21 protein-coding genes are annotated in these 22,888 nt (G+C 32.0%); 4 read left to right on the plus strand and 17 right to left on the minus strand.

Annotated features, from left to right (window positions below):
* Positions 1–11: 11 nt before the first annotated feature.
* The 4 genes from Q0856_RS09625 to Q0856_RS09645 form a co-directional block, all read right to left on the minus strand.
* Positions 12–854 carry a hypothetical protein gene (locus Q0856_RS09625; protein ID WP_298504476.1) on the minus strand — a complete coding sequence of 281 codons (843 nt, stop codon included), beginning with the start codon at positions 852–854 and terminating at the stop codon, positions 12–14.
* Positions 855–857: 3 nt separating this feature from the next.
* On the minus strand, positions 858–1,445 hold the full coding sequence (locus tag Q0856_RS09630) for a conjugal transfer protein (RefSeq protein ID WP_298504478.1): 588 nt from the start codon (positions 1,443–1,445) through the stop codon (positions 858–860).
* Between the two features lie 36 nt (positions 1,446–1,481).
* Positions 1,482–3,887, minus strand: a complete 2,406-nt coding sequence (locus Q0856_RS09635; protein WP_298504480.1) for a TraG family conjugative transposon ATPase — start codon at positions 3,885–3,887, stop codon at positions 1,482–1,484.
* A 384-nt stretch (positions 3,888–4,271) separates the two neighbouring features.
* Positions 4,272–4,559: a hypothetical protein gene (locus Q0856_RS09645; RefSeq protein WP_298504485.1), complete on the minus strand. Its 288-nt coding sequence runs from the start codon at positions 4,557–4,559 to the stop codon at positions 4,272–4,274.
* Between the two features lie 177 nt (positions 4,560–4,736).
* On the opposite strand from Q0856_RS09645, the gene Q0856_RS09650 reads away from it, so the two are divergent.
* From Q0856_RS09650 to Q0856_RS09665, 4 genes are all read left to right on the plus strand, one after another.
* Positions 4,737–5,384, plus strand: a complete 648-nt coding sequence (locus Q0856_RS09650; RefSeq protein WP_298504487.1) for an N-acetylmuramoyl-L-alanine amidase — start codon at positions 4,737–4,739, stop codon at positions 5,382–5,384.
* A gap of 251 nt (positions 5,385–5,635) precedes the next feature.
* Complete coding sequence (locus tag Q0856_RS09655) at positions 5,636–6,673, plus strand: nucleoid-associated protein (protein WP_298504488.1); 1,038 nt, start codon at positions 5,636–5,638, stop codon at positions 6,671–6,673.
* Between the two features lie 46 nt (positions 6,674–6,719).
* A complete protein-coding gene (locus Q0856_RS09660) occupies positions 6,720–7,898 on the plus strand; it encodes a hypothetical protein (RefSeq protein WP_298504490.1) in 1,179 nt (392 codons plus the stop codon).
* A gap of 7 nt (positions 7,899–7,905) precedes the next feature.
* The gene (locus Q0856_RS09665) at positions 7,906–10,200 is read left to right on the plus strand and encodes a restriction endonuclease (RefSeq protein WP_298504492.1); all 2,295 of its coding nucleotides are present in this window, start codon (positions 7,906–7,908) and stop codon (positions 10,198–10,200) included.
* A gap of 1 nt (position 10,201) precedes the next feature.
* Here Q0856_RS09665 and Q0856_RS09670 read toward each other — a convergent pair whose 3' ends face one another.
* The 13 genes from Q0856_RS09670 to Q0856_RS09730 form a co-directional block, all read right to left on the minus strand.
* Positions 10,202–10,879, minus strand: coding sequence for an ATPase (locus tag Q0856_RS09670; protein WP_298504494.1), 678 nt, complete (start codon positions 10,877–10,879; stop codon positions 10,202–10,204).
* Positions 10,880–10,912: 33 nt separating this feature from the next.
* Positions 10,913–11,410, minus strand: coding sequence for a hypothetical protein (locus Q0856_RS09675; protein ID WP_366139605.1), 498 nt, complete (start codon positions 11,408–11,410; stop codon positions 10,913–10,915).
* Between the two features lie 150 nt (positions 11,411–11,560).
* A complete protein-coding gene (locus tag Q0856_RS09680) occupies positions 11,561–11,839 on the minus strand; it encodes a helix-turn-helix domain-containing protein (RefSeq protein WP_298504497.1) in 279 nt (92 codons plus the stop codon).
* A 287-nt stretch (positions 11,840–12,126) separates the two neighbouring features.
* Entirely contained in the window at positions 12,127–12,963 is an 837-nt protein-coding gene (locus Q0856_RS09685; protein ID WP_282117153.1) for an RteC domain-containing protein, read from the minus strand.
* A gap of 271 nt (positions 12,964–13,234) precedes the next feature.
* On the minus strand, positions 13,235–14,677 hold the full coding sequence (locus Q0856_RS09690; RefSeq protein ID WP_298504498.1) for a type IV secretion system DNA-binding domain-containing protein: 1,443 nt from the start codon (positions 14,675–14,677) through the stop codon (positions 13,235–13,237).
* Complete coding sequence (gene mobB / locus Q0856_RS09695; protein WP_298504500.1) at positions 14,674–15,702, minus strand: MobB family relaxase; 1,029 nt, start codon at positions 15,700–15,702, stop codon at positions 14,674–14,676. Before mobB ends, Q0856_RS09690 begins: the two co-directional genes overlap by 4 nt.
* Position 15,703: 1 nt before the next feature.
* Entirely contained in the window at positions 15,704–16,231 is a 528-nt protein-coding gene (locus tag Q0856_RS09700) for a BfmA/BtgA family mobilization protein (protein ID WP_298504502.1), read from the minus strand.
* Positions 16,232–16,687: 456 nt separating this feature from the next.
* A complete protein-coding gene (locus tag Q0856_RS09705; protein WP_298504504.1) occupies positions 16,688–16,885 on the minus strand; it encodes a hypothetical protein in 198 nt (65 codons plus the stop codon).
* An 11-nt stretch (positions 16,886–16,896) separates the two neighbouring features.
* Positions 16,897–17,346 carry a JAB domain-containing protein gene (locus tag Q0856_RS09710; RefSeq protein WP_298504507.1) on the minus strand — a complete coding sequence of 150 codons (450 nt, stop codon included), beginning with the start codon at positions 17,344–17,346 and terminating at the stop codon, positions 16,897–16,899.
* A gap of 75 nt (positions 17,347–17,421) precedes the next feature.
* Positions 17,422–17,757 (minus strand): single-stranded DNA-binding protein, encoded by a 336-nt coding sequence (gene ssb, locus Q0856_RS09715; protein WP_298504509.1) that lies wholly within the window; start codon positions 17,755–17,757, stop codon positions 17,422–17,424.
* Between the two features lie 604 nt (positions 17,758–18,361).
* Complete coding sequence (locus Q0856_RS09720) at positions 18,362–20,212, minus strand: P-loop NTPase fold protein (protein ID WP_298504511.1); 1,851 nt, start codon at positions 20,210–20,212, stop codon at positions 18,362–18,364.
* A gap of 89 nt (positions 20,213–20,301) precedes the next feature.
* On the minus strand, positions 20,302–22,266 hold the full coding sequence (locus Q0856_RS09725; RefSeq protein ID WP_298504514.1) for a heavy metal translocating P-type ATPase: 1,965 nt from the start codon (positions 22,264–22,266) through the stop codon (positions 20,302–20,304).
* Between the two features lie 29 nt (positions 22,267–22,295).
* Complete coding sequence (locus Q0856_RS09730; protein ID WP_298504517.1) at positions 22,296–22,880, minus strand: isoprenylcysteine carboxylmethyltransferase family protein; 585 nt, start codon at positions 22,878–22,880, stop codon at positions 22,296–22,298.
* Between the last annotated feature and the right edge of the window lie 8 nt (positions 22,881–22,888).

The raw sequence follows: 22,888 nt of genomic DNA on the forward strand, positions 1-22,888 counted from the left end.
AAAGGGAGTATTTATCCGCCTGAAAAAAGTTTAAAGACGAAAGAGGTCGCTCTCCTATAGAGTTTAAATTTTAATAGCACTATAAACCCTATAGAGCCAAATTGTAGTAATGGTGCAAAAAAGTTACTTCCCCAATCCGTACCAAAAAGACTACTCCAAAAATTAGTATTGATTTCTGTATAGAGATTATTGACAAATACATTTACCAGAAAAAAGGCGGGTACCAACATATATACTCCTGCATAGAGTTTAAAGAAATTATACGCTAGGCTTCTAAATTTCTCAAATACGGCAAGACTAATCACCAAAGGAAAAAATGCCTGCATTATGCCTAATAAAAAATAGCGTTCAGACAGAAACAATGGATAGATAAATAGATCTAGCAACCATAAAAACATAGCTACAATAAAGGACAACATTTTAAGACCATACAATGGGGTTACCAAGGCTTCATAAAGTATAGCCATTGCTTTTTTGGCGGCTTCCAAAGCACCCACATCCTGCTCTAAATCTACATCTTGTAGTTGTAACGGGAGGAGTGCTGGAGCCGTATCTCTATATTGCCCTTCAATGGCTACCAGTATAGTATCAAAAACAGTCAATACCTGGGTAGAAAAAATAACTAGAATAATTACTGCAAAATTCTTGGCTAATTCTGCTGGGGTTAATCCCCAAGTATAGCCTTCATTATTCGCTACGCCTTCATTGTATTTTTTTAAGATATTAATTAGAAAAAACAGAATAGCAAGGGTTTTCATTCCTGTCATGGTGTATTGCGAAAAATCACTATTCTTAATCGTGGTAAATACCGTATCTACATATTCTAATCCTATACTTAAAGCTAGACCCGACATCCGTTAGTAATTTGCTTTTCTACTGTTGATAATGGACTGCATTTCTCTAAATGAAATAATCTCTCGATAACGTCTGGTTTTTGCTTCTATTTCTGCCACCATTTCTTTAGATTCTAACTCTTTTGCTTTTAAAACTTCTGCACGCTCAGCATCGGTCATTTTTAGGCTGCCATTGGAGAGTATCTGGTCTATATACTCCATACCTTCCATAGAGTTTTCTATAATAGCATTAAAGGACTCGGATATCCTATTTACTTCATGGGGTTTTATATAGGGCGAATTAAAAATCTCACGTAAATCCACCTGTACCATATCAAATAATTTTTGATTGTTACTGGCCAATTCCTTCACTGCCTTCAACTGTTTTATTACATTATTTACCTTGTCTACATTTTCCTTTTGTTGTTTTAAAAATTTTACTGTTTTTAATAATTGTGAGGTCTGTTTCCCTGATTCTAATAGGGATTTAATAAAGCTGATAAAATTGGTATTATCATACACCGGTACCCCTTGGGCCGTAGCACGGCCAGGCAATAAAAGGATTAATGTCAAAGTCAGTACTATTCCTAATGTTTTCATTTTCTGTTTCATAATTTTTAGATTTTAACAGGCATTGCCTGGATTTAATTAATAATTCTTTTCTATAAATTCATTGATAGCGGTCTCCATATTTTGAGTTTCCTCATAAATGGCCATTATGGCCTCGCTTTCTTTACCGTCGGTTAGGTATGCAGCATACACTTCGTTTGGAACTTCTAATCGAAAAATGTTGCTATCCTTTCCTATTTTGATAAACATCTCCGTGTATTTTCGTTCTCCAGTAAGATTATTTCGGATGGATTTTAATTGATTTAAATCATGACTAGACAGGTTAAGTCTCTTTTTTAATTCTTCGTAGCCTTTTTCATTATTCAGACTATAAATCACTTGGGTGTTTTCTAGAATACTTGCCGAAGTAGAATTATTAGGGAGTTGATTAATAGATTGTAGAATAATACCAATAGCTCCGTTTTGTTTACGGATCGCTTGATAGTAGAATTCTACACTTTCCAATACATTGTCGAATTTCAACTGCTTGGCGAATTCATCAAAAAGTATGATGCCTTTTTCTGCTTTGTTGCGCCAAATGGTTCGTTGTATGGCAGACTTAATTAGCTTTAACATTACCGAAAGGATTTCCTTATTATCTTTTACTTCATCCAATTCAAAAACTATCATCCGCTTGTCTTCTATTTTATACGTCTGATCTTCATTTACATGGAACAGAAAACTATATAATCCATTATCCACATATTCCGAAAGGATGTGTAGAAAATTGTAGACACTGAAATGCGTTTCTCTTACTTTGATTTCCTCCATAAGGATATCCTTTTTCGTATCTACAAATTGATATAAAGTAGCTAAGGAATGCCCTGTTCTAACGGTAGCATAATAATGCAGCAATACTTTTTTAACGGCTACTTCTTCGGCTTTCGTGGTTTCTTTACCAGAAGCCAATAGCTCTAATATAAAAACAGCTAAATCTTCTAATCGTTCTGGTGTTAAATCACTTTCATTAGAAATATAAAATGGATTAATCCCCAAGTTTTTTCCCTGTTCGTAGCGTAGAATTATATGATCATCTGGATAGAGTTTGGCAAACTTGGAATACGAGCCTCCTAAATCTATAATCACTAACCGAACGCCATCCTCAAAGTATTGGCGCAATATATTATTGGCTAAAAAAGATTTCCCTTCTCCTGTTGGAGCGAAAATGGCAAAATTTCTGGCCTTGATACGCTTTTTCTTTTCGTCCCAAACATCTTTGAGTACCGGTATATTATGCTGCCGGTCATTAAATAGGATTCCTGTTGCATCCGATTTATAATTGGTGTTATTAATATACAAACACAAGGCATGTTTTAAATCTGTTACATACAGATCTTCATTAGAGAAGTTAGAAGAAAAACAACAATAGGAATTCAGAAAATAATGTTTCCGCTCCTCCCCTTTTGGGTAGTAAGGAACAATATCCAATTCCTTAAATTCTGTCTTTATTTTGGAGGCAATAGTACTTAGCTCTCGGGCTTCCCGAGACCAGAAAATAATATTAAGGTGTCCTCTGATAATTCTTGCATTATCATCTTCATTGATTTTAGCAACAATGTCTTCAATCTTCTTTAGAATAACTTTGTTCTGCGTTCCAAAATTGGAGCTCTTGTTCAGCTCCTCAATTTTCTTATCTAGTAGCTTGCGCCATTTGTGTTTATCATCTAGATAGATGATTTGATTAAGGATATGGTTTTCATTCAGATTCAATCCTAATCCATCCATAAAACCTTGATGGAATACAAAATCATCGGAAGTGAATTTATCATTGGTTTTACTACTCTGTACTACATCGCCAAAACAGAGTTCGCTATTGATGGCTAGAACATCAAAATGGTTGTTTCCAATTTCAATATTCTCTTTTTTCAGTTGTACATCCGTATCAAAACCTTGATTAAATCCATTAAAGTAGGCATCGCATACATTTAGTATTTCACTCTCGTTTAATGGCTTTAGTGCCATTTTTCGGCTATTATTGACAAAAGAAACGGCATCCTTTACAGAGCCAATAAACTCTTGAACATTCGTATCTAATTCTTTAGAAATACCATTCTCTATTTTCCGAAATGGGTTAGTAAACTTTGCCGCATTCAAAGCTTTGTTATAAGGCAAAATAAAATAGAGGTAGCTGGAATGCACTAGGTATTCTCGCCCTTTAAAATAGCTATTTGTAGCCCTTTGTAAAAAAGTACAATTAGGCAGCCTATCTTCCGAATATTCGTCCTTTTTATAAATATCTTGTTTATGGATAACTGTGCTTGTGGGTAAGGATTTAAAAGCCTGAAACCACGAACCGTGCATATCTTCAAAGTCTTTTTCGGATAGGCTGTAGATCTCGGGAGAATCTACTTTATAACCAAGAACAACATTCCCATTATTAGCGAATATTATGTTGCCTTGGATATCTATAATCGGATGGTATGCGGATAGATTTAGTCTTTTCATATAGAGTAATAGTTTTAGTTATTTGAGAACCGAATGACCTTTTAGAACACTAGCGATGCAGGCATTTTTATTACTGATGGTTTTAGGAAACACCTTTTTAAAATACAATAGCGAAGGGTTCTTGGTAAAATGTATTAATGCTATATACAAGACTCCATTAAGTACGAAAACACAAATAATAACTAGAAAACTAAAAGAGAAAATGATAAACAAAAGGGAGCCAATTACGCATGTCATCATTAAAGCAAACAGCGATATAGGCAAACCCATAATTACCGCTCGTTTTCTAATATTTTTATATACTTCGTATTTTTTCATACAACAACATTTTTCATACAACATCATTTTTCATAATACATTCATACTTAATGTCGCTTAGCGACCTTAGACTACGATGCCGATTAGGTAAGTGAAAATCCCTACTACTGCGCCTGCAATAAGTACAAATACTAATACACGGGTGATACCTTTTTTTAAATCTGCATTTTCACCAAAAAAATGTCCAGCGTTAAATAGAAAACCTATTAAAAAAATGATTCCAAGAATTATGGGAAAGATGGCTCTTATAGTATCTGAAACATCGGTAACAGAATCTTCAATACCTCCAATTTGTGCAAAAATGGAGTTGGTTATGAATAATAAAAATGCGCTTAGATAGATTGATTTTTTCATGCTCAAATAGTTTAAATTTTAATACATTTTCGTTGTAATAAAAATACATTATATTTGAATTTAAACAACTGATTATCAATATTTTACATAAATAATATTGTTTGAATTGTTTTGCTTTTAAAGGAGAATAAAACGAATCAAATCTTATTGAAAACCAGCACTAAAATCCTCTCGATTATGAAAATACCTTGGAAAAAGATGCTCCAAAAAGTCAGCTTTATGCTTTTGTTACTCAAAATGTGTTTCCTTTTTGGACAACAAAAAGTGATTGTTATAGATCCTGGACATGGCGGAAAAGATACTGGCGCTATCGGTATACATGGAATTCTAGAAAAAGAAGTGGTTTTACATATTGCTAAAGAGATGATTAGACTTAATAAAACATTTTTCAGGGATAATTTTGATATTTACTTAACCCGATATAAAGACACTTTAATTTCTTTATCCGATAGAACGCAATTGGCCAAAAGATTACATGCAGATACATTCGTGTCTTTACATTGTAATGCTTCCCCAAACTATTCTAAAGGAATGGAAGTTTATGTGCATACAACAGATAATTTGTATACCAAGAAATCTATTGCGTTAGGATTATCCATACTCCAAGAAAGCACTGAAAAATTAGGCTTTAAAAAACGAGGCGTAAAATTTGCTAATTTCCAGGTACTTCGGGAAACAGTTTCTGTTTTTCCAGCGGTACTTGTGGAAATGGGGTTTATTACCCATGCAGATGAAGGGGACTATTTTTTGAAACCTAAAAACAGTCAGGCTATGGCGTTGGCCATTTTAATAGGGATTACTAATTATTTAAATACGGCATTATGAAAGAGTTTTTTGTTGAGATTGTGAGATGTGTATATGAAATAATGAAACACTTATATTTTAAAGAATTTAGATGAAAATTAAAATCTAGAAAAATACAATCTTAAGTTTATATTTTCCTTAAAAGGAATTGACTATTATGTAATACTATTTTAATTTAACTCTTTATAATTGTAAGAAAAGATTACTGTAAACGATTGAAATATCATTAAATTTACAATTATCTATTGCTACAAACTAAAATAAAACACTAAATGTCAATAGCCATACAAAGAATAATTGTTCATTTTTTAGAAAAACAGCCTAAATCAAGTTTAGCAAAAATTGAGTCTTCAAAAAAATTATTGGAAGTTGATGAATTTGCGGAAAAATTAGTATCAGAGCTTCATGAATCAATTAGCACCAGTCCAAGTTTAAAAAACGCAACTTTTAAAGAAGGTGAAACCAATTTATTCACTAATACATTAAAAGAATACTTAGATTCAGAAAATGATAATAATTTCATTACATTTTCAAACTCATTATCCCTTCTACGTGAGAAAGTAGAAAAAGAGTTTTTTGCAAAAGGTGGATATTATTTATTTTGTGACTACTCAATAAGTAAAGATAGATATTTAGCTATTGTATTGCTAAGAAAAAAATCAGGTATTAACATAATTAAGGATGGAGAACTTTTTAAACTTGATAGCTCTGAAAATATCAATATTGAAAAAATAGCCATGGCAACAAGGATAAATCACAATATTTATAAATCCTCAGTAGATGACAGGAACTATTTAGCCTTAATTACTACCCAGTCAGATGGAGAAGTTTCAGAATATTTTAAAGAATGGATATTAGCAGAAGGATTAATCAAAAATGCTGTAAACACAGATAGGTTTATTACAATTTTAAAAACAATTGACCTTCCAAAAGATGTCAATGGTAACGAAATCGAAAGAGCAGATTTCAAACGACAAGTATATGACTATGTTCGAACCAACAAGCGAAATCGTGTCAATATTTATGACATAAGCACTCATTTTTATGGAGAAGGTTCCAAATCTGCAATGAAAGACTTTGCGGATGCAAACAATATTATTTTAGATCCTGAATTTAAAGTTACTTCCGCTAAATGGAAGTCATTAATAACAATCAGAGCGTCAGTAAAAGGTATTAAAATTGATATTGATTATGATAAAATAAATGATGAAGACGTACAAGTACTCGAAAATAAAGTTGTTATTCACTCAAAAGATTTAGCAGCTCTTATATCAAACAAATATCAAAAAGCTCAATCAATAGATGTTTAACAGTCAACACTTAGATATACAAAAATTCTTAACCTTCTTTCGAAGTATGAAAGAACAGAATTTCGTTTCTTATGATGGAAGAACATTATTGTTGAAATTTACTAAAAAATTAGACGTTGCTGAATTCAACCTTATAGAAAAGGTTTTTAAAACAACTGTGTTACTTCCAAATAATCAAGTTGAAATTGTATTATCTAGTGTTTTATTAAAAAACCATTACCTCTACTTTAATGAAATCGATTTTATAAATCGGTATTCTATTAAAGAAAAATATAACGAAAGTGTAATTATCATACTAAAATTAGAGGGAAAGAGTATAATTAAACAAATTAATCAATCATACTTAGAAAACAACAAGTTTATATACAATCTACATGAGTACAAACAAATTTTAAATGATTTCTTAACAACCCCAGAATTGGTGCCTTATAAAAGTGAAACAGATAAGGTATTCACCATAATAAGTAAAGAAAATGGTGTTTTTAATGTAGGCTATAGCACACCTAAAGAAGATTATTTTCATAATGTGAATTTATCTGGTCTTAGAACAAAACTTAATAAAGAGTTTAAAAAAAAAGAATATATTCAATTCTTTAAAGAAATTATCATCAGTGGAGTACACAATACTCCGGAAAAATTAAGATACAGTGAAATATTAAAAACATCCGCAACTCTACTTAGCCTAGCCCGAAGGGATTATGAAACTTATGTGTCTAATTTTGCATTTGATAAACTTAAGTCAGAATTCAAAACTGAGCGTGAATCATATTTTGCAAGTTTAGATAAAAATATTGCTTCTGTCGGAAAACAAGTAGTTTCATTCCCACTAACATTTGCTGCAACAATCTTTGCTAGTTACAAAGTAAAAGAACAACCTGGTATACTATTACTTATTCTTGTTGCTTATCTTTTATATTCTATTGTTGCATTTTTAATTTTAAGAATGACTTCTTATAACGTGAAATGTTTAAAGCAGGATGTCCAAAATGAGGAAACAAGTATTAAAGATTCTTATAAATTAATTTTCGAAGATTTTAAAGAAGATTTTAAAAAAATAAAAAATAAAATAAAAAAACTCAGAACAATTATTGTAGTTCTTTATATTGTTCTAATATTTCTTTTCTTATTATTTACGGCTTTCGCAATGCATACAATGGGATGGTTTAATTTAGAGATGCTTGTGGAATGGGTGCCAAAATCAAAAGTTCTGGGTAAAACAAATTAATTATTAAATGAATGAATATACTTTTTTAAATCTTTCCTCATTTGAATTTGAAAACCTTTCACGTGACATTTTGCAAGAAAAGTTAGGTTTCTACTTTGAAAGCTTTACTTCAGGTCAAGATGGCGGTGTAGATTTGAGAGCTTCTTCATGCTATGATAATAACATTATTGTACAAGCTAAACGATATACACGCTTTAGTAACTTAAAATCAACGCTTAAAAAAGAAATTGAAAATGTCAAGAAACTTGCCCCAAATAGATACATACTCACAACAAGTATTGGGCTGACACCCTTGAATAAGAAATACATTAAAAATCTCTTTTTCCCATATATTAAGTCTACCGAAGATATTCTAGGTAAGGATGACCTTAATAACCTTCTTGGAATACATCCCAAAATTGAAGAAAAATATTATAAATTATGGTTATCTAGTACAAATATTCTAAGACGGTTGGTTAATAGTACCGTTTACAATCAATCTAAATTTGAATTAGATGAAATTAAAGAAGTCCTTAGAATTTACGTACAGAACGATAGCCATAAAGAAGCTCTTAAAATATTAAAGGATAACAATTATGTTATCATATCTGGTATACCGGGTATTGGAAAGACCACCTTGTCCAGAATGTTAGTTTATAGATTGCTTGCACAAGAGTTTGACGATTTTGTGTATATCTCAGAAAGTATAAATGATGCATATTCTTATTATCAAGACGGTAAGAAACAAGTGTTTTTCTTTGATGATTTTTTAGGGAGAAACTTTTTAGAAACTGGTCTTGCAGTGAATGAAGATAGCAAGCTTATAAAGTTCATTGAAAGAATAAAAAAATCCAAAAACAAGATTTTAATTCTTGCAACAAGAGAATATATTCTAAAACAAGCTAGAAATACTTTTGAACTACTTGATGATTCATCCTTAGAATTGGCGAAGTGTACTCTGGATCTTTCAAAATACACTAGAAAGATTAAGGCAATGATATTGTACAATCATCTTTTCTTTGCGAACGTTCCTCTAGCGTTTTTGAAAAATTTGATTGAAACGAAAACGTACCTTACATTAATAGAACATAAAAGTTATAATCCAAGAATTATTGAAACGTTTGTTAAAAGTCATTTTTGGAAAAATAGTGACCCTAAAGAGTTTTCAAAAACTTTAGTCTCCTTCTTTAATAATCCAACAAGTGTATGGGAGCATGCTTTTGAAAACACTATTTCAAAAGGCTCCCAAGTGGTAATGCTAGTATTATCTACCTTGGGTACGCCTGTATTGTTAGAGGATTTAAAAATAACAGTTAATTCCTTTATAACGGCAAATAATACAAAATACAAACTTGCTATTGATTCCATTGAATTCAGACGCATTATAAAAGAGCTAGAGAACACTTTTATAATCACAAGAATGGACTCTTTTAATAAAATTGCAATTGAGTTTCAGAATCCGTCAATACAAGATTTTCTAATCAATTACATTGAAGGAAAAAATATATTAATACTTGATTTAATAAGGTCATTTTCATTTGTTAGTCAGTTCTTCAGGATTTTTACTTTTGAAAAAAAGAAAAGTGTATACAAAAGAAGAATAACATTAGATAAAATTATTCTTAAGGCCTACATAGATAAAATTATTATTGATTTTGACTTATTCAAAACTTCAATAATTTACAGACTTAATTACACCAATTCAGATAGGTTTGAGTGGTATAAAAATCCAAATTTCAGGCTCTTGTTTCTTAACCAAATACTAGTAGAATTAGAAAGTGTTTCAAATCAAATATTAGAAGATTTTGTGACTAAAAAATTTGAAGAAACCTTAAAACCTGAACTCACAAATTATAGTGTAAGATGGGCTTATATAAGTTTATTATCAAAAACAAAAAGTACTACCATTGAAAATAATGCTAAAAAGCTTGTTAAAGAGTTTGCGGAGCAAATTGATTCTATAGATATTCTCAAAGACTTTTCTAGACTAAATACCATTTTCGCAAATGAGTTTCAAGAATATGTTAACACCAATGATTTTTCGGAAAAACTTTATAGCATTGTAGAAAAAGAGATTGAAAATACAGTGACTTCTAAATATGAAAGTCTCATAGAAGATTTAAAGGAAATTGAAAAGGAATTTGAATATCTATTAAATGATGAGATAAATGATTTATCGAAAAAGCATTCTGCCTATATGGATAAGAAAGAAGCTAAAATGGATATGAGCGATTACGCGGACGAAGCTAGAGAACACGAGGAAATGCTAGAGAGGGAGAATCTATACATTTCCGACTTATTTGAAGGACTTACCGAAGAATAAATCACTTCCTCTTATCCAAGCTCCCCCTATCAAAAGCAATCAAATTAAATAACTGTCTCATACGAGAACGAACACGATTACCATAACGCTCTTCTAACTCTTGAGCATTAAGGTTGGTTGTGGCATGGGTTTTTACCCTTCGACTGCACTCCGAGTGACAAAATAAATCATAACGAGAAAGTAGTATTTCCCCCATTACATTACAATCTTTTCCATAATGTCTCCCCATTGGCTCTACTCCTAAATCATCAAAACAAAAGAATTGACTATCTCCATAATCTTCAATAGTTTTGTAGCCAATGTGATTAAACCCAAAAGCAATGTTTCTGGTAGGGATAATTTTATACGGCCTTTGGTAGGGTACCATATGCCGTAACAATTTCATTAAACTAGTTTTACCACAACCAACAGGGCCTGTTAAAAGAATTCCCTTAGTTGTATCTATACCTAGCTTTTTGCAATTGGTTTCGTCCTGAATAAAGTAATTGCAGAGTTTAAAAAGAATCTCTCGGTCTTCATCAAAGATTTTGAATTTAGAACCAAACAAGAGTTTTCCTTTTGCATTCAGGTAAATCAACATTTTATCAAAATCATAGATAATTTGATTTCCATGTATGTTACCCAACGAGTATTGTACAACTCCTTCAACAATGATATGTGGTTTTAGTAATTTCTTCATCGTGTAAAAACCTTCGGGTTATGAATCCGACGCTCACAGAGGTTCATCGTAATTTTTATCGGTACTAGTCTTTAAGTTGTCCTGATATGGAACAGTTGCATTTTGTTTTTCTTCGGTTTCAGAATTCTGAGAATTTAATTTTTTAAAATTTCCGCGTTTGTTGTTGTTTTTATTGTTTTCTAAAGTTTGTATATGTTTGTTTATAGATACCAATGCTTGTCCAGCACTTGTCTCGATATTGGTACGACTTAGGTACAGAGCTTGTTCGGTACTTGTCCCAAAATGGAACATCTTAATTCTACTCCCTTTAAATGGATTGTGAGAAGGTGTGTATAGTAAGTATTCCCAATGACTTAATTCCTTTATACACCTATGGTAGGTAGACTTAGAACCAATCTTTGAAATTTCCATTACTTCTGCCCTATTCACATAGAATTCTTCTTTAAAAAAATTGGTGTTCCAAATTTGAAATAACCCCACATACAAACTTATATGTGTTGGATTTAAGCGACTATCTTTAGAGAATTGCATGAAGACATTGTTTAAATGTTTTATATAATTTACATCTTCCATAATCTATTGGAAATATGATGCCAACGCGCCGGCTGGCTCCTTCTCTAATACAGTCCACAGGACTGTTTCTTTACACTCGACCCTATAATTTACCCCCTCCAAAGTGCTTTAGAATTTGTTGTGAACTCTGTTCTTTTCTAAAACCTGCATAATTTCTTGATACTCATAATACAACACCCCTCCTACTTTGGTATAGGGTAATGTTCCATTAATTCGTAGATTTTGCAAAGTGCCTGGAGATATTCCTAATAAGTTTCTCACCTCTGGAGATTTTAGCCATTTCTTCTTTGCATGACTCGGTTGGCTATCTAATAATTGTTTTATATCCTCTAGTAATGCCATTTTAAACTCGCGAAGATCTTCGGTGGTAATAATTGTTGCTCCCATATTTGTAAAACTGTTTTAAAAAACAAAGCCGCCAAGGTTCATCCGTTTAATGACGACTTTGCTTCGATTTGACTTTCGTTCTACAAAATTGGAGGGTTTTGTTGGGAGTTTTTCACAAGTTACACCCGACATGGGTAAAAAATTAACATTTATATTTTAAGCCTGTTTAGGGCTATTTAACATGTAATTATAGGAATGCTAAAAATCAAATTATATAAAATATCGCTAAATTGTATTTATTGCGGAATTCCCGAATTGGGTGTAACTTGGGAAAATGATAATCTTATTTATTCGTCTTCCGATTCTAATTTAGAGGATAAAGAAAATGAGAGCTTATCGATGAATTTAGCCCTACTTTTCTTTCTTAATCGTATTTCAGAATAGGTTCTGTAATAATCTCCTAAATCCATATGGAATATCTGACTCATAGCTTCCGCTATTTCTTTGATCTCCACATTTCCATTATTAATGGCTCCGCTATGATAGAGAGCGTATACCAATTCGGTGAGAGCAACTTTCGTTGCAGTCCATTGTAGGTTATGCTTTAAACTTAAGTCTTGATATTCTGTTTCTAAAGGATTCTCTAAATAATTTAGTTTGGTATAGAGATAATGTACTAATCTCTTATAGGCTATAAATTTCCCCAATAATAAATCATGACTGGTATTGAAATCTGGGTGTAAATAGTAGAACTTGGTATGCGTAATCATATGCTCATCCAAATGCTTTCTCGTAAAATATTGCTCATCTAAATATGTTTTCTCCATATCGATATACTCTGTAAAATCAATATTATGAATAAAGAAATTATTAATCTTATCCATTCGGTTTCTTATATAATCTTCTTGTTTCTTTGTATTTGTACGAGGAAAATGTAGTTCTAGCGAACGTATCTCTGAATAATAAATTAAATTACTTAACGGCACCTGCTTAATCTCCTTAAAAAATTCAATTTCCAAAGCAATAGTCTCGAATTTTTTAGCAACCACTATCTTATGAAATTTGGTAAGTAAGTTGCGACAGAGGATGATAATCGTATTTGTATCTTTAGAACAATAAGGTACCTCCGGATTTAATGCTTCTAATTTTTGAGTTAATTGTATTGCGTGTAATTTTAAGTCCATAAGCCTCCACTTTATAGAATAATGGTTAGAATTTTTCTTCTTTAAGTTATGTACTGAATAACAGATGGGGGCAAATTTTTTACATAACAAAAGCGTCACTAGTTAGAAAAATCCTACAATAATTATGCCTTATAGAATGTTAATTGACATTATTCTAACATAATTAATAGCTTTCCGTATGAGATATTAGAATTATATGGACTATTGGCTATCCTAAAATTGTACTACTAATTTGTAAGACACTTGAGTTATAATTTAGGTTTAGAAAGATTTATTTTTTAAAAATGACATCTACCTGTCTATAAATCCGTTCCAGATTTAGTTGTAAATCCTTGCTAGAGTATAACCTTGTTTTTTGGGGTCTTTGTTTTTGAATGTCCTGAAGTTTAAACTGAACTCTTTTATCTTTGCCATCTGCAAAAGTGATAAACTCTCCTTGTTTTAAACGAAAAAAAACATCCGCTCTACGCTTGGAAACTTCTTTTTCTCCTTTGGTAATTCGAGTATCAAAATTGAGATTAAACCCTTTATTGACACTTGTGGTTTCCATCTTTACCAACTCAAAAAAACGTTCATAATACTTCGCCGTATCTGGGTCATTTACTTTTCCGAAGAACTGATAGGATAGATTACTCAAAATAGCTTTACTTGCTTTTTCTCCATAGAGCATATCGTTCTGAATCTTGTCTTGCATTACATAAACCGTAGCAATATCATAGCTTCGTAAGGTTGCAGGAATACGATGCATATTCAAAAGCTTTATTGTGGGAGCCTCTTCCATTAAAACAAAAGAAGATTCTCGATTCCGAACACTCATTTGTTTAATAACGGTATGCATAATCATCGCAATAACAGGTGAATATGCAGATTCATATTGTGGATTGTTCACGATAGAAATAACTGCCTTATTTTTAGAATTATTAATATCCAACGGTACTTCATCTGCGGATAACACTAGGAACAATTTTTGTGTGCTAATTTTTTTAAAAGCATTCGCTAAAGTACTTTTAACTCCTGCCGTTTGCTTCTCGGATTCTATTCCATTGATAAAAGCACTCGCCATTGCTTTAGCAGTTAAATCGGAACTTAAAAAAGCAACAAGTTTCTTTGTATTCATGGACTGAAACAAGGCTATTAGATGCGGTAACGTACAGTATTCATGATATGCTGTTTTTAATTTCCAAATTAAACCACTTAATAAGCCCTCTACAGCATCTGCAAAGAATTTACTGCTTCCTGAAGCTTCCGAAAGATTCTGTTCCAGTAAATTTTCAAGCAAGACTTTAGATACTTCATTTACGCTTTCTTCATTAGGCAAATACCTGGGCGCAATAGGATTTACTCGATAGTGAATTTCATCAAATGAGATTGTATAGAATTGAATCTCCTTATTTCTAAAAAGTGGGTATGCCATTTCTGTGAGCTCAAAATCTTTATAATCGTGTATAATACCACAGTATTCATTTTTACTAAAATGCTGCATAAAATTATAAATAACACTTTCGGTTTTTCCACTTCCAGCCGAACCAATTATGGACGCGCCTCTTTTTACATTTTCAATTTTGAATTGCCCATGTTTCAGTTTAAAATGTACTCGATACTTTTTATCCGAAATTCCAGATTGCTCTTCATGAAAAAACACATAGGCAAAAGTTAAAATAACTAATAGCGGTATAACTATATAAAGAATAATATGTGGCAAAGACCAACTCATATACCAATAGAACTCGATTGTATGGCTTTACCCACTCCTCTTTTTATGGCCTTAATTGCTTTTAAAGCCAACTGCACCTTATGGGTTGGTATATTCATTAAAGGCACTCCAGATGTAGCAAGCATTTTATAGGCCATTGCTTTTTCGTTTGCTGGAAGCCCTGAAAGAATGGAAAAGTATACTTTAGGATTTTTAAGAAACAGTTTCCTGGCTGGATAAGTTTCTACATAATTTCGTTTGTATTGAAATAGCCTATCAAAAGTCTTTTCTGAACTTTTAAAGAATTCATCCCTATTAAATCCTCGTTTCACCATTTTTCCATGCATGCTTACTTCGGAAGCTTTATGCTTGCTTCCTGGAGACAGGCTATGCCTGTTTGTTATATCTTTCCTACTCACAATAATATGGATATGACTTTGGTTGCCATCCTTTTGCATGCCTTGAACAATCCGTTTTCCGTTTTGTTGGTGTGGTGCTTCCTTTTCCAATCTGGCGATTTTGCTTTCTATTTTTTTGATATCCCCAATAGAAACGCCTTGTCTTATCTCTCTTATTGTTTTTTTAAGCTGCAATATTTTTGTAGCATACGGTTGGTTTTCTTGTATTTGCTTATCCGTTCCTTTATAAGTACGCACTTGTTCTATTTTAGCATAGTATTTAATATCATCAACTGTTACAGCTCGTCCTTCTATCTCGCGATTAAAAGCTTTAGCGTAATCTTTCATCAATTCTCGTGCATACGTTTTTAATTCCGTTTTAGAATCTTGTAAATGTTGGAGTTCCCTTTGGCTTGGATTAATCGTAATGGAATAAAACTTAGGTTCCGTTTTCTTTAGTTTTGCCGTGTTACCATCTATTTCTTTTATGACTTCTGCAGCTGTAATTTCTTCTCCATATTGATTAAAAAAATGTTCGTAATTCCCAATCGACTTTCCTTGGTTTTCTTTTTCCAGATAGGCAACAAAATCTCCTGCACTCTGTGCATAGTTTCCACCTGTTTTATGTGGTGATATAGTAATATACATACTATATTTTTTTCTTTAATTCCTCCAATGTTGTCCTGTCCAATTCCACTTTAAAATACCCACTTCCAAAGTTGCTCTTTACATACTGTATTTTATTTAGGATATACTGGATATCCTGTTGTAGTGCAGTGTAGTTTTCTTTCACTATAAAATATTCCTTCCGGTAATAATCGAGTTCTTCATTTTCTGTTATTAGGTTTGGAGTTTCAAAATCAAAACTCTCTTCTTCCTTTTCAAGATTGGTGGTTTCTTCAAATAAAGTTTGCAGCATAGCTGCGGTAGGTTTGGTCTGGTGTTTTTCAATGTTTTTTACGATAGCTATAAGCGCATTGATTCTCTTTTTTGTACCGTCATTCTTCACCCCCAAATCGTCATTAGGATGCAGGCTATTCCAATGAAAAAAGTTAAGCATGGCTTCCAAAGTTTCCGTATTCGATTTGGATATTTCTTTCGAAAATTTCCGGAATCTAAGCGCTACTTTTTTCTTGACATTAATAGCCGAAAAATGATATTTTGAAAATTCTCCCATTCTTTTTGCTGTAAAAAATCACCTGTTTATAGGGACTTTGCCGCTGTTTGCTGCAAATTCTAAAATCTTGATATCTACTAAATATTGTACTTATTTGATTAACAGTATTTTACAAACAAAAAATAGACATAACATCGCTCTGCGTGTTACCCTCTTGCTTCTCCTTTTCGTTCGCTCCAAGCGAACAAAAATTTCGAACAATCGGACTAAAAAAGCCTGTCTTGAGCTTGTCGAAAGGTCAGTTGCTTTTTCTTATTAATCATGTTGTATAAATGTATCCAATTACGATGCAAAATGGAAACGTGCATTAGTCTCTAATACGCTGTTTTTAAACCATTATGTATGATTATTGAGTATTGCTTAAAACTGAATGTCAGATTAGGAAATATCCGCCTACATTTTTCAATAAAAAAAGACCTTTGAAAATCAAAGGTCTTGACACTTACTTGTACTGGTTCAAATGTTGAAAACATAGGTATATGCATATAAATTTTTGACGGCTTCCTCATATAGAATAGTTTCATATTCCATATGGTTTTCTTTAGCATATATTTTTAAATCCGTACCAAATTTATTTTCAATTTCTTCTTTAGAAACGGATAGCAAATGTTGCTGGGTTTCTGCATCGAGGTTATTATAATTTAAGTATATCATAATCTAAAAAATTATAATAGGCAATTATCTGCAAAACTGTAGTATTCCCCATTTGGAGTAATAATCAAATGGTCTAGAACTTTGACATCAAAAAGAGCCGCTGCCTTTTTTATTTTCTCCGTAATTCTTTTATCTGCTTCACTAGGAAGTAATTTTCCCGATGGATGGTTATGGGTTAAAATAATACCTACAGATAGCGTTTTTAATACTACGGCAAATAATATGCGTAGGTCAATCATAGTTCCCGTTATTCCACCCTCTGATAATTGATAAATACCTTTCACCTTATTACTATTATTGAGTAATACTACTTTAAAAGTTTCTTGCAGTGCAATGGTGTTTTTATTCCAATGTTCAAATAATAATGCATTAGCATCTTGGGAAGAGCTTATTTGTTGCCAAAAAGGTGCTGGCACACGCTCTTTGTAACTTATCTGAATTTCGTTAACTTTGTCTTTCATTGTTCTTTTCTTTAGAGATTAATAATGAAAAAGAGGGCAGAACTTTTGCGGGTGATGCCCTCTTTCTTTTTAAGTTTACTTACTACCTAAAAGCAATATTTCGTTGGCTTCCACTTCGGTAACATAGCGTTGATTGCCTTCTTCGGTTTCATAGGTTCTAGTCTTTAGTTTTCCAACAATTCCGACCTCCTTTCCCTTGTTTACATACTTTTCGATGATTTCAGCAACCTTTCCCCAAGCGACAACAGTATGCCAATTGGTATCTGTTTGCTTTTCTCCTTTACTGTCCTTGTAATTCTCATTGGTGGCTAAAGAAAAACGAGCCACTTTTTTTCCGCTTTCCAAATTTGTAACCGTTGGTTCTTGTCCAACATTTCCGATTAACTGTACATGATTTTTAATAGTACTCATAATTATATATTTAAAAGATTAATATTCATTTATTTTAAAAGTGATTTACTTAGTATATCCAGAGTGTTTTCCTTTTTGATTTTTCTTTAGTTCCACTTCCTTTTTTGGATATTTTGAGATGATTTCATAATTCGATATTTTGATTTACTTCCCATAGAGCCTTCGTTGTTACCTTTTTTTGATGCCCTGTGTGATTCAATATTCCGGTTTGATAAGACGTATAAAAAAGAGACCCGCTTTAGAGCGGGCCTGGTTTATGCCGTAGTTCAAAACGGAATGTTGTTGTTTTGCTGACAAAAAAAGGTAATAATGGAGGTTCGGTAAGTGAATTAAAACACTAGGTGAAGTCTAAAATGGAAGGGAGTGGGGCTATATATGAAATGTGATTTTCCTATTAAGCGGATTTGATTCACGTTTTTTACCCTTCATATCGTTAACCCGTTCCACTATGCAGGAAAGGAACATTTAATTCTGGAGTAAAAAGCGTTAATTATGTCTAAGACCTTTGTTAGTGAAGCTCTTTTTCTGGAATGTAGTTTTTATGGAAAGTAAGGAAATGTGCTGAGTGGCTTGTTAACTTTTAAATTAAGTACCTAACTCGGCATCATCTTTTTTTTAATGCTTCACATGCATTATCTAGCAAAGTTTCTAACTCCTCCCATAAAAACTTACGTAGAGTTGGAATTTCATTTTCATTTAAATGCTTTTGAATAGCTAGATGCAATTGGTACAGGCATTCATAATCATTAGGATAGAACATCTTAACATTAGTATGCTTATACCTTTCTTTAATTTCGTTTCCAAATAAGGCTAAAAACTGATTTGTATTTTTATTTAAAGCTTGAAATAAGGCCTGACCGTCTAGATAAGCTATGAAATCTTTGTTGAATTTTTTATCTTTAAAAAGCTCGTTTAGTTTTTCGTATTCCTCCTTTGCAAGTACTTCAATAAGTTGATTACTTTCCTCTTTTACTAACTCTTTATCAAGTGCAGTATGCAATTCTATAATTTTATCTCTTATAGGTTGTACAATAGGATTGCTTACTTCAAAGTGAATCATGTTATTGTAAAACCTACGATCAATTTCCTTCTGTTTAGAAGCAATTTGAATACCTGCGAATAATTTTTCTTCTATTTCATCATTAGTGTAGTCTATTAGTCCTTTTTCTGCAAAGAAATGATAGAAGCCAGACAATTGCTCATAAGAATACATACTATAAGCACCTTCTTCTAAATACTTTAATACATCTGTAGTATAAGTTGTAAACTCATCATCTGTGAACTTCCTAAAATTGTAACTCATAAGATTGCTAAAAGCATCTTGTTCCTTTGTTGGTTGTTCTGGCTTTCTTTTTTCTAATTCTTCAGAAAGCTTATCTGTATTTAAATAGCCTGATAGCACATAAGTGTAAACACTCTCATAAAAATGATAATCTTCTAATCTACTACTTACATACTTCAGGTAAAAAGTTTCTGCATAAGTTTTTTTCTTTTCGGGCTTTTGCTCTTCCTTCTTATTTAAAAGATTGACCACTAGTTTATCTGACTCTAATTCTTGATACCAGAAATGTGTTGTATTACCTAGTGCATTATAGTCTTCAGATTCGTTAGATTTCAAAAGGCCTCTTTTAAATTCAATAGAAAGAATAGCTATTAAGAACAGTAGTTCTTTTTTGAGCTCTTCTTCAATTTCATGAGTGTGTTTGAAAATATTTTGAAGACTATCTAAGAAGAATGAAATAATCCTGATGTTATCTTCTTTCTGCTCGTCAAAAATTCGAAAGATATAATTTTCGTTCTTTTTTAGAAACAGTAAAAAAGCATTATCATTTTCATATTTATTAAAGAGTTTAGGAATTACACTTTTAAGTTCCGGCTTATAATTTAAGACTCGCCCTATAACTTTCTCTTTAATGTTGTAGTAATTTGTTTTTTGATTTTCATCCGTTTCAAAAATCTTGTCCTCATCAGCTAGAATTAAACATTTAAGGTTTTTGTGTTCTACAAAACCATTGATAAAACCTAGCAATTCTTTCATTGGTATTCTACAGCGTTCTAAATCATCGAAACAGATAAATTTCTTAGAGAAATCAAAATTATCTAAACCAATGCCTTGAAACAAATCAGATGGATCAACCTTTATAAAAGCTTTACTTGCCGATTTTATAAGATTACCACTAATTGCCGCTAACGTTTTTAATGTTTTGTTTTGCGCTTTATCAAAATACGGTATGAGTTTAAAGAAAAGTTGTTTATGTAGCGCATCTATAGTTTTTATTCCATTAAGAGAAATGTAAATGGAATCAAGATTCTTTTTTTGAATTAATGGTAATAATGTGTCTTTCCAGAAAAATGTTTTTCCTGTTCCCCAACCACCATTTAGAAGTAAGGCATATTGGGTGTTTTGCGTTTCTATATACTCTACAACTATTGAAGCTATATTTTCGGAATTCATTTAAAAAAGATATTAGCTCTACAAGTTAAACAATAGCATAAGATTAATTTAGAAAAATTAATCTTATGCTATTTATCCTTTTAATTCTTTTAATCAATCCATTTCATGCGCTGTAATCTAACCGCATTCAATATTGCTAACAATGCAACACCAACATCTGCAAATACTGCTTCCCACATTGTCGCTAAACCACCTGCTCCTAAAATCAGCACTATTACTTTTACACCGAATGCTAATATGATATTTTGCCATACAATCTTTCGGGTGGAACGACTAATTTTAATGGCTTTTACCACTTTCGAAGGTTGGTCGGTTTGAATAATAACATCTGCGGTTTCAATAGCAACATCACTTCCTAAACCACCCATGGCAATACCTACATCACTTGCTGCTAAAACTGGTGCATCATTAATACCATCGCCTATAAAAGCAATCTTATTATTAGGGTCTTGTTTTAAAATTTCGACTTCATTTAGCTTATCTTCTGGTAACAAACCGCCTTTAGCGATTTCGATATTTAACTCGGAAGCTACTTTTTGAGTAATGGAATCCTTATCGCCAGAGAGCATCATTATATTTTTGACACCTACTTTATGTAATGCAGTAATCGTTTCTTTTGCATCATCTTTTAATTCATCTGCAATAACAACATAACCTGTAAATTCGTCATCAATAGCAACCAAAACAATCGATTCTACAATAGTTTCTGTTTCTTCTACAACATTAATATTATTGGCTGTCATTAGGGCTTTGTTACCAACTAAAACAGTCCTACCATTTACGATACCTTTTAGACCTTTACCTGCGATTTCAGATACTTCTGAAGCTTCATAATCTGTACCTTCATCTTTATATTCTAAAATGGCTTTTGCAATTGGATGCGTGGATTGTTCTTCCATAGCCATCAGGTATTTCATAAACTCTTTTTCATCCCAATTAATGGCTTTGATTTCTTTGATTTTAAAAACTCCTTTGGTAACCGTTCCTGTCTTGTCCATTACCAAAGTATTTATCCTAGTCATGGCATCTAAAAACGAAGCGCCTTTAAATAAAATTCCATTTTTTGAAGCTGCTCCCAATCCTCCGAAATAACCCAATGGAATAGAAATAACCAATGCACAAGGGCAAGAAATAACCAGGAAAATTAAGGCTCTGTATAACCAATCTCTAAAGACATAATCATCTACAAAAAAGTAAGGAATGAAAGTAACACCAATAGCCAAAAACACAACAATTGGTGTATAAACTCGTGCAAATTTTCTAATAAACAATTCGGTTTTCGATTTACGAGCTGTTGCATTCTGTACCATATTGAGAATACGTGCAATAGAACTATCCTTAAACTCTTTGGTAGTTTCAATTTCAATAACACCATCCAAATTAATACTCCCTGCAAATACTTTTTCGCCTTTTGCAATCGTATCAGGTTTGCTTTCACCAGTCAAAGCCGCTGTATTAAAAGAGCCATTTTTGGAAAGGAGAATACCGTCTAAAGGAATTTTTTCTCCCACACGGACTTGAATTTTTTCTCCAATTTCAACCGCTTCTGGACTTACAGAAATGTAATCATTATTCCGATTTACCAAAGCTTCATTAGGTCGTACATCGAGCAAAGCTTTAATATTGCCCTTTGCTTTATTTACTGCCGCACTTTGAAATAACTCTCCAACGGCATAGAATAACATTACTGCTACACCTTCAGGATATTCTCCAATAACGAATGCACCTATGGTAGCAATAGACATTAAGAAAAATTCTGTAAAAACATCTCCTTTTTTGATGCTTTTCCATCCTTCCTTTATTACAGGAAAGCCTACGGGAATATACGCTACTGCATACCATAGTATACGAATCCACCCTTTAAAATATGGGAACATATCGAAATAATCGATTGCAATACCAATCATTAACATTACAAAACTGAAAATTGCTGGCAAATAAGTATTAAACTTTCCTACGCTTTCTGAACTATTATGATTGTGACCATCATCGTGACTATTTTGCCCCTCTAAATCTGGTTTTAAATCTCTTAAATTGACTTTCTTTTTTTTCATTATTATTTAATTCTTCAAATATGAAAGATTTAAATCCAACGTCTTACTTTTTTTGCATACTCTAAATAATCATTTCCAAATTCACGCCTTAAAAATTCTTCTTCTAATCTAATTTGAGTATTGATACTTATTGTAGATAATGAGATTATCAATAGTGTAAAAGCATTTGGGATTACTAAAAATAATCCAATATTTGCAATCATAATTCCAAGAAAAATTGGGTTTCTTGAAATTGAAAACATCCCATTTGTTACTAATTTAGTTTTATTGTTTTCATCAATCCCAATTCTCCAAGAAATTGACATTTGGCTTTGAGAAATCCATACTACAATTAACGATAGAAACAAAAGTGTCCAACCAATCTTTTGTAAAGTAGGATTTTCTAAATACCAAAATGGAAGTAAGTATTCATACCATTGATTTTTAAAAGCATAAGTTCCAACGACAATGAGCTCGAAAACTGTGATAAATTTAAAAACCTTACCATTATAATCGTGAGCATTATCTGTTTTTTTAAACGTTAATGGGTTTATTCCTGTTTTTTTACAAAGCAAAATAGACCTTAACACAAAGACTAATAAAAAATATAATATCAGATAAGCGAATAATAACATAATTTCTA

The organism is uncultured Maribacter sp. (assembly GCF_947496775.1).
Lineage (GTDB): Bacteria > Bacteroidota > Bacteroidia > Flavobacteriales > Flavobacteriaceae > Maribacter_B.

Bases quoted from the DNA above. Each gene is read 5' to 3' on its own strand.
- Q0856_RS09625 (WP_298504476.1), bottom strand. From the start codon at position 854: ATGTCGGGTCTAGCTTTAAGTATAGGATTAGAATATGTAGATACGGTA.
- Q0856_RS09630 (WP_298504478.1), bottom strand. From the start codon at position 1,445: ATGAAACAGAAAATGAAAACATTAGGAATAGTACTGACTTTGACATTA.
- Q0856_RS09635 (WP_298504480.1), bottom strand. From the start codon at position 3,887: ATGAAAAGACTAAATCTATCCGCATACCATCCGATTATAGATATCCAA.
- Q0856_RS09645 (WP_298504485.1), bottom strand. From the start codon at position 4,559: ATGAAAAAATCAATCTATCTAAGCGCATTTTTATTATTCATAACCAAC.
- Q0856_RS09650 (WP_298504487.1), top strand. From the start codon at position 4,737: ATGAAAATACCTTGGAAAAAGATGCTCCAAAAAGTCAGCTTTATGCTT.
- Q0856_RS09655 (WP_298504488.1), top strand. From the start codon at position 5,636: ATGTCAATAGCCATACAAAGAATAATTGTTCATTTTTTAGAAAAACAG.
- Q0856_RS09660 (WP_298504490.1), top strand. From the start codon at position 6,720: ATGAAAGAACAGAATTTCGTTTCTTATGATGGAAGAACATTATTGTTG.
- Q0856_RS09665 (WP_298504492.1), top strand. From the start codon at position 7,906: ATGAATGAATATACTTTTTTAAATCTTTCCTCATTTGAATTTGAAAAC.
- Q0856_RS09670 (WP_298504494.1), bottom strand. From the start codon at position 10,879: ATGAAGAAATTACTAAAACCACATATCATTGTTGAAGGAGTTGTACAA.
- Q0856_RS09675 (WP_366139605.1), bottom strand. From the start codon at position 11,410: ATGCAATTCTCTAAAGATAGTCGCTTAAATCCAACACATATAAGTTTG.
- Q0856_RS09680 (WP_298504497.1), bottom strand. From the start codon at position 11,839: ATGGGAGCAACAATTATTACCACCGAAGATCTTCGCGAGTTTAAAATG.
- Q0856_RS09685 (WP_282117153.1), bottom strand. From the start codon at position 12,963: ATGGACTTAAAATTACACGCAATACAATTAACTCAAAAATTAGAAGCA.
- Q0856_RS09690 (WP_298504498.1), bottom strand. From the start codon at position 14,677: ATGAGTTGGTCTTTGCCACATATTATTCTTTATATAGTTATACCGCTA.
- mobB (WP_298504500.1), bottom strand. From the start codon at position 15,702: ATGTATATTACTATATCACCACATAAAACAGGTGGAAACTATGCACAG.
- Q0856_RS09700 (WP_298504502.1), bottom strand. From the start codon at position 16,231: ATGGGAGAATTTTCAAAATATCATTTTTCGGCTATTAATGTCAAGAAA.
- Q0856_RS09705 (WP_298504504.1), bottom strand. From the start codon at position 16,885: ATGATATACTTAAATTATAATAACCTCGATGCAGAAACCCAGCAACAT.
- Q0856_RS09710 (WP_298504507.1), bottom strand. From the start codon at position 17,346: ATGAAAGACAAAGTTAACGAAATTCAGATAAGTTACAAAGAGCGTGTG.
- ssb (WP_298504509.1), bottom strand. From the start codon at position 17,757: ATGAGTACTATTAAAAATCATGTACAGTTAATCGGAAATGTTGGACAA.
- Q0856_RS09720 (WP_298504511.1), bottom strand. From the start codon at position 20,212: ATGAATTCCGAAAATATAGCTTCAATAGTTGTAGAGTATATAGAAACG.
- Q0856_RS09725 (WP_298504514.1), bottom strand. From the start codon at position 22,266: ATGAAAAAAAAGAAAGTCAATTTAAGAGATTTAAAACCAGATTTAGAG.
- Q0856_RS09730 (WP_298504517.1), bottom strand. From the start codon at position 22,880: ATGTTATTATTCGCTTATCTGATATTATATTTTTTATTAGTCTTTGTG.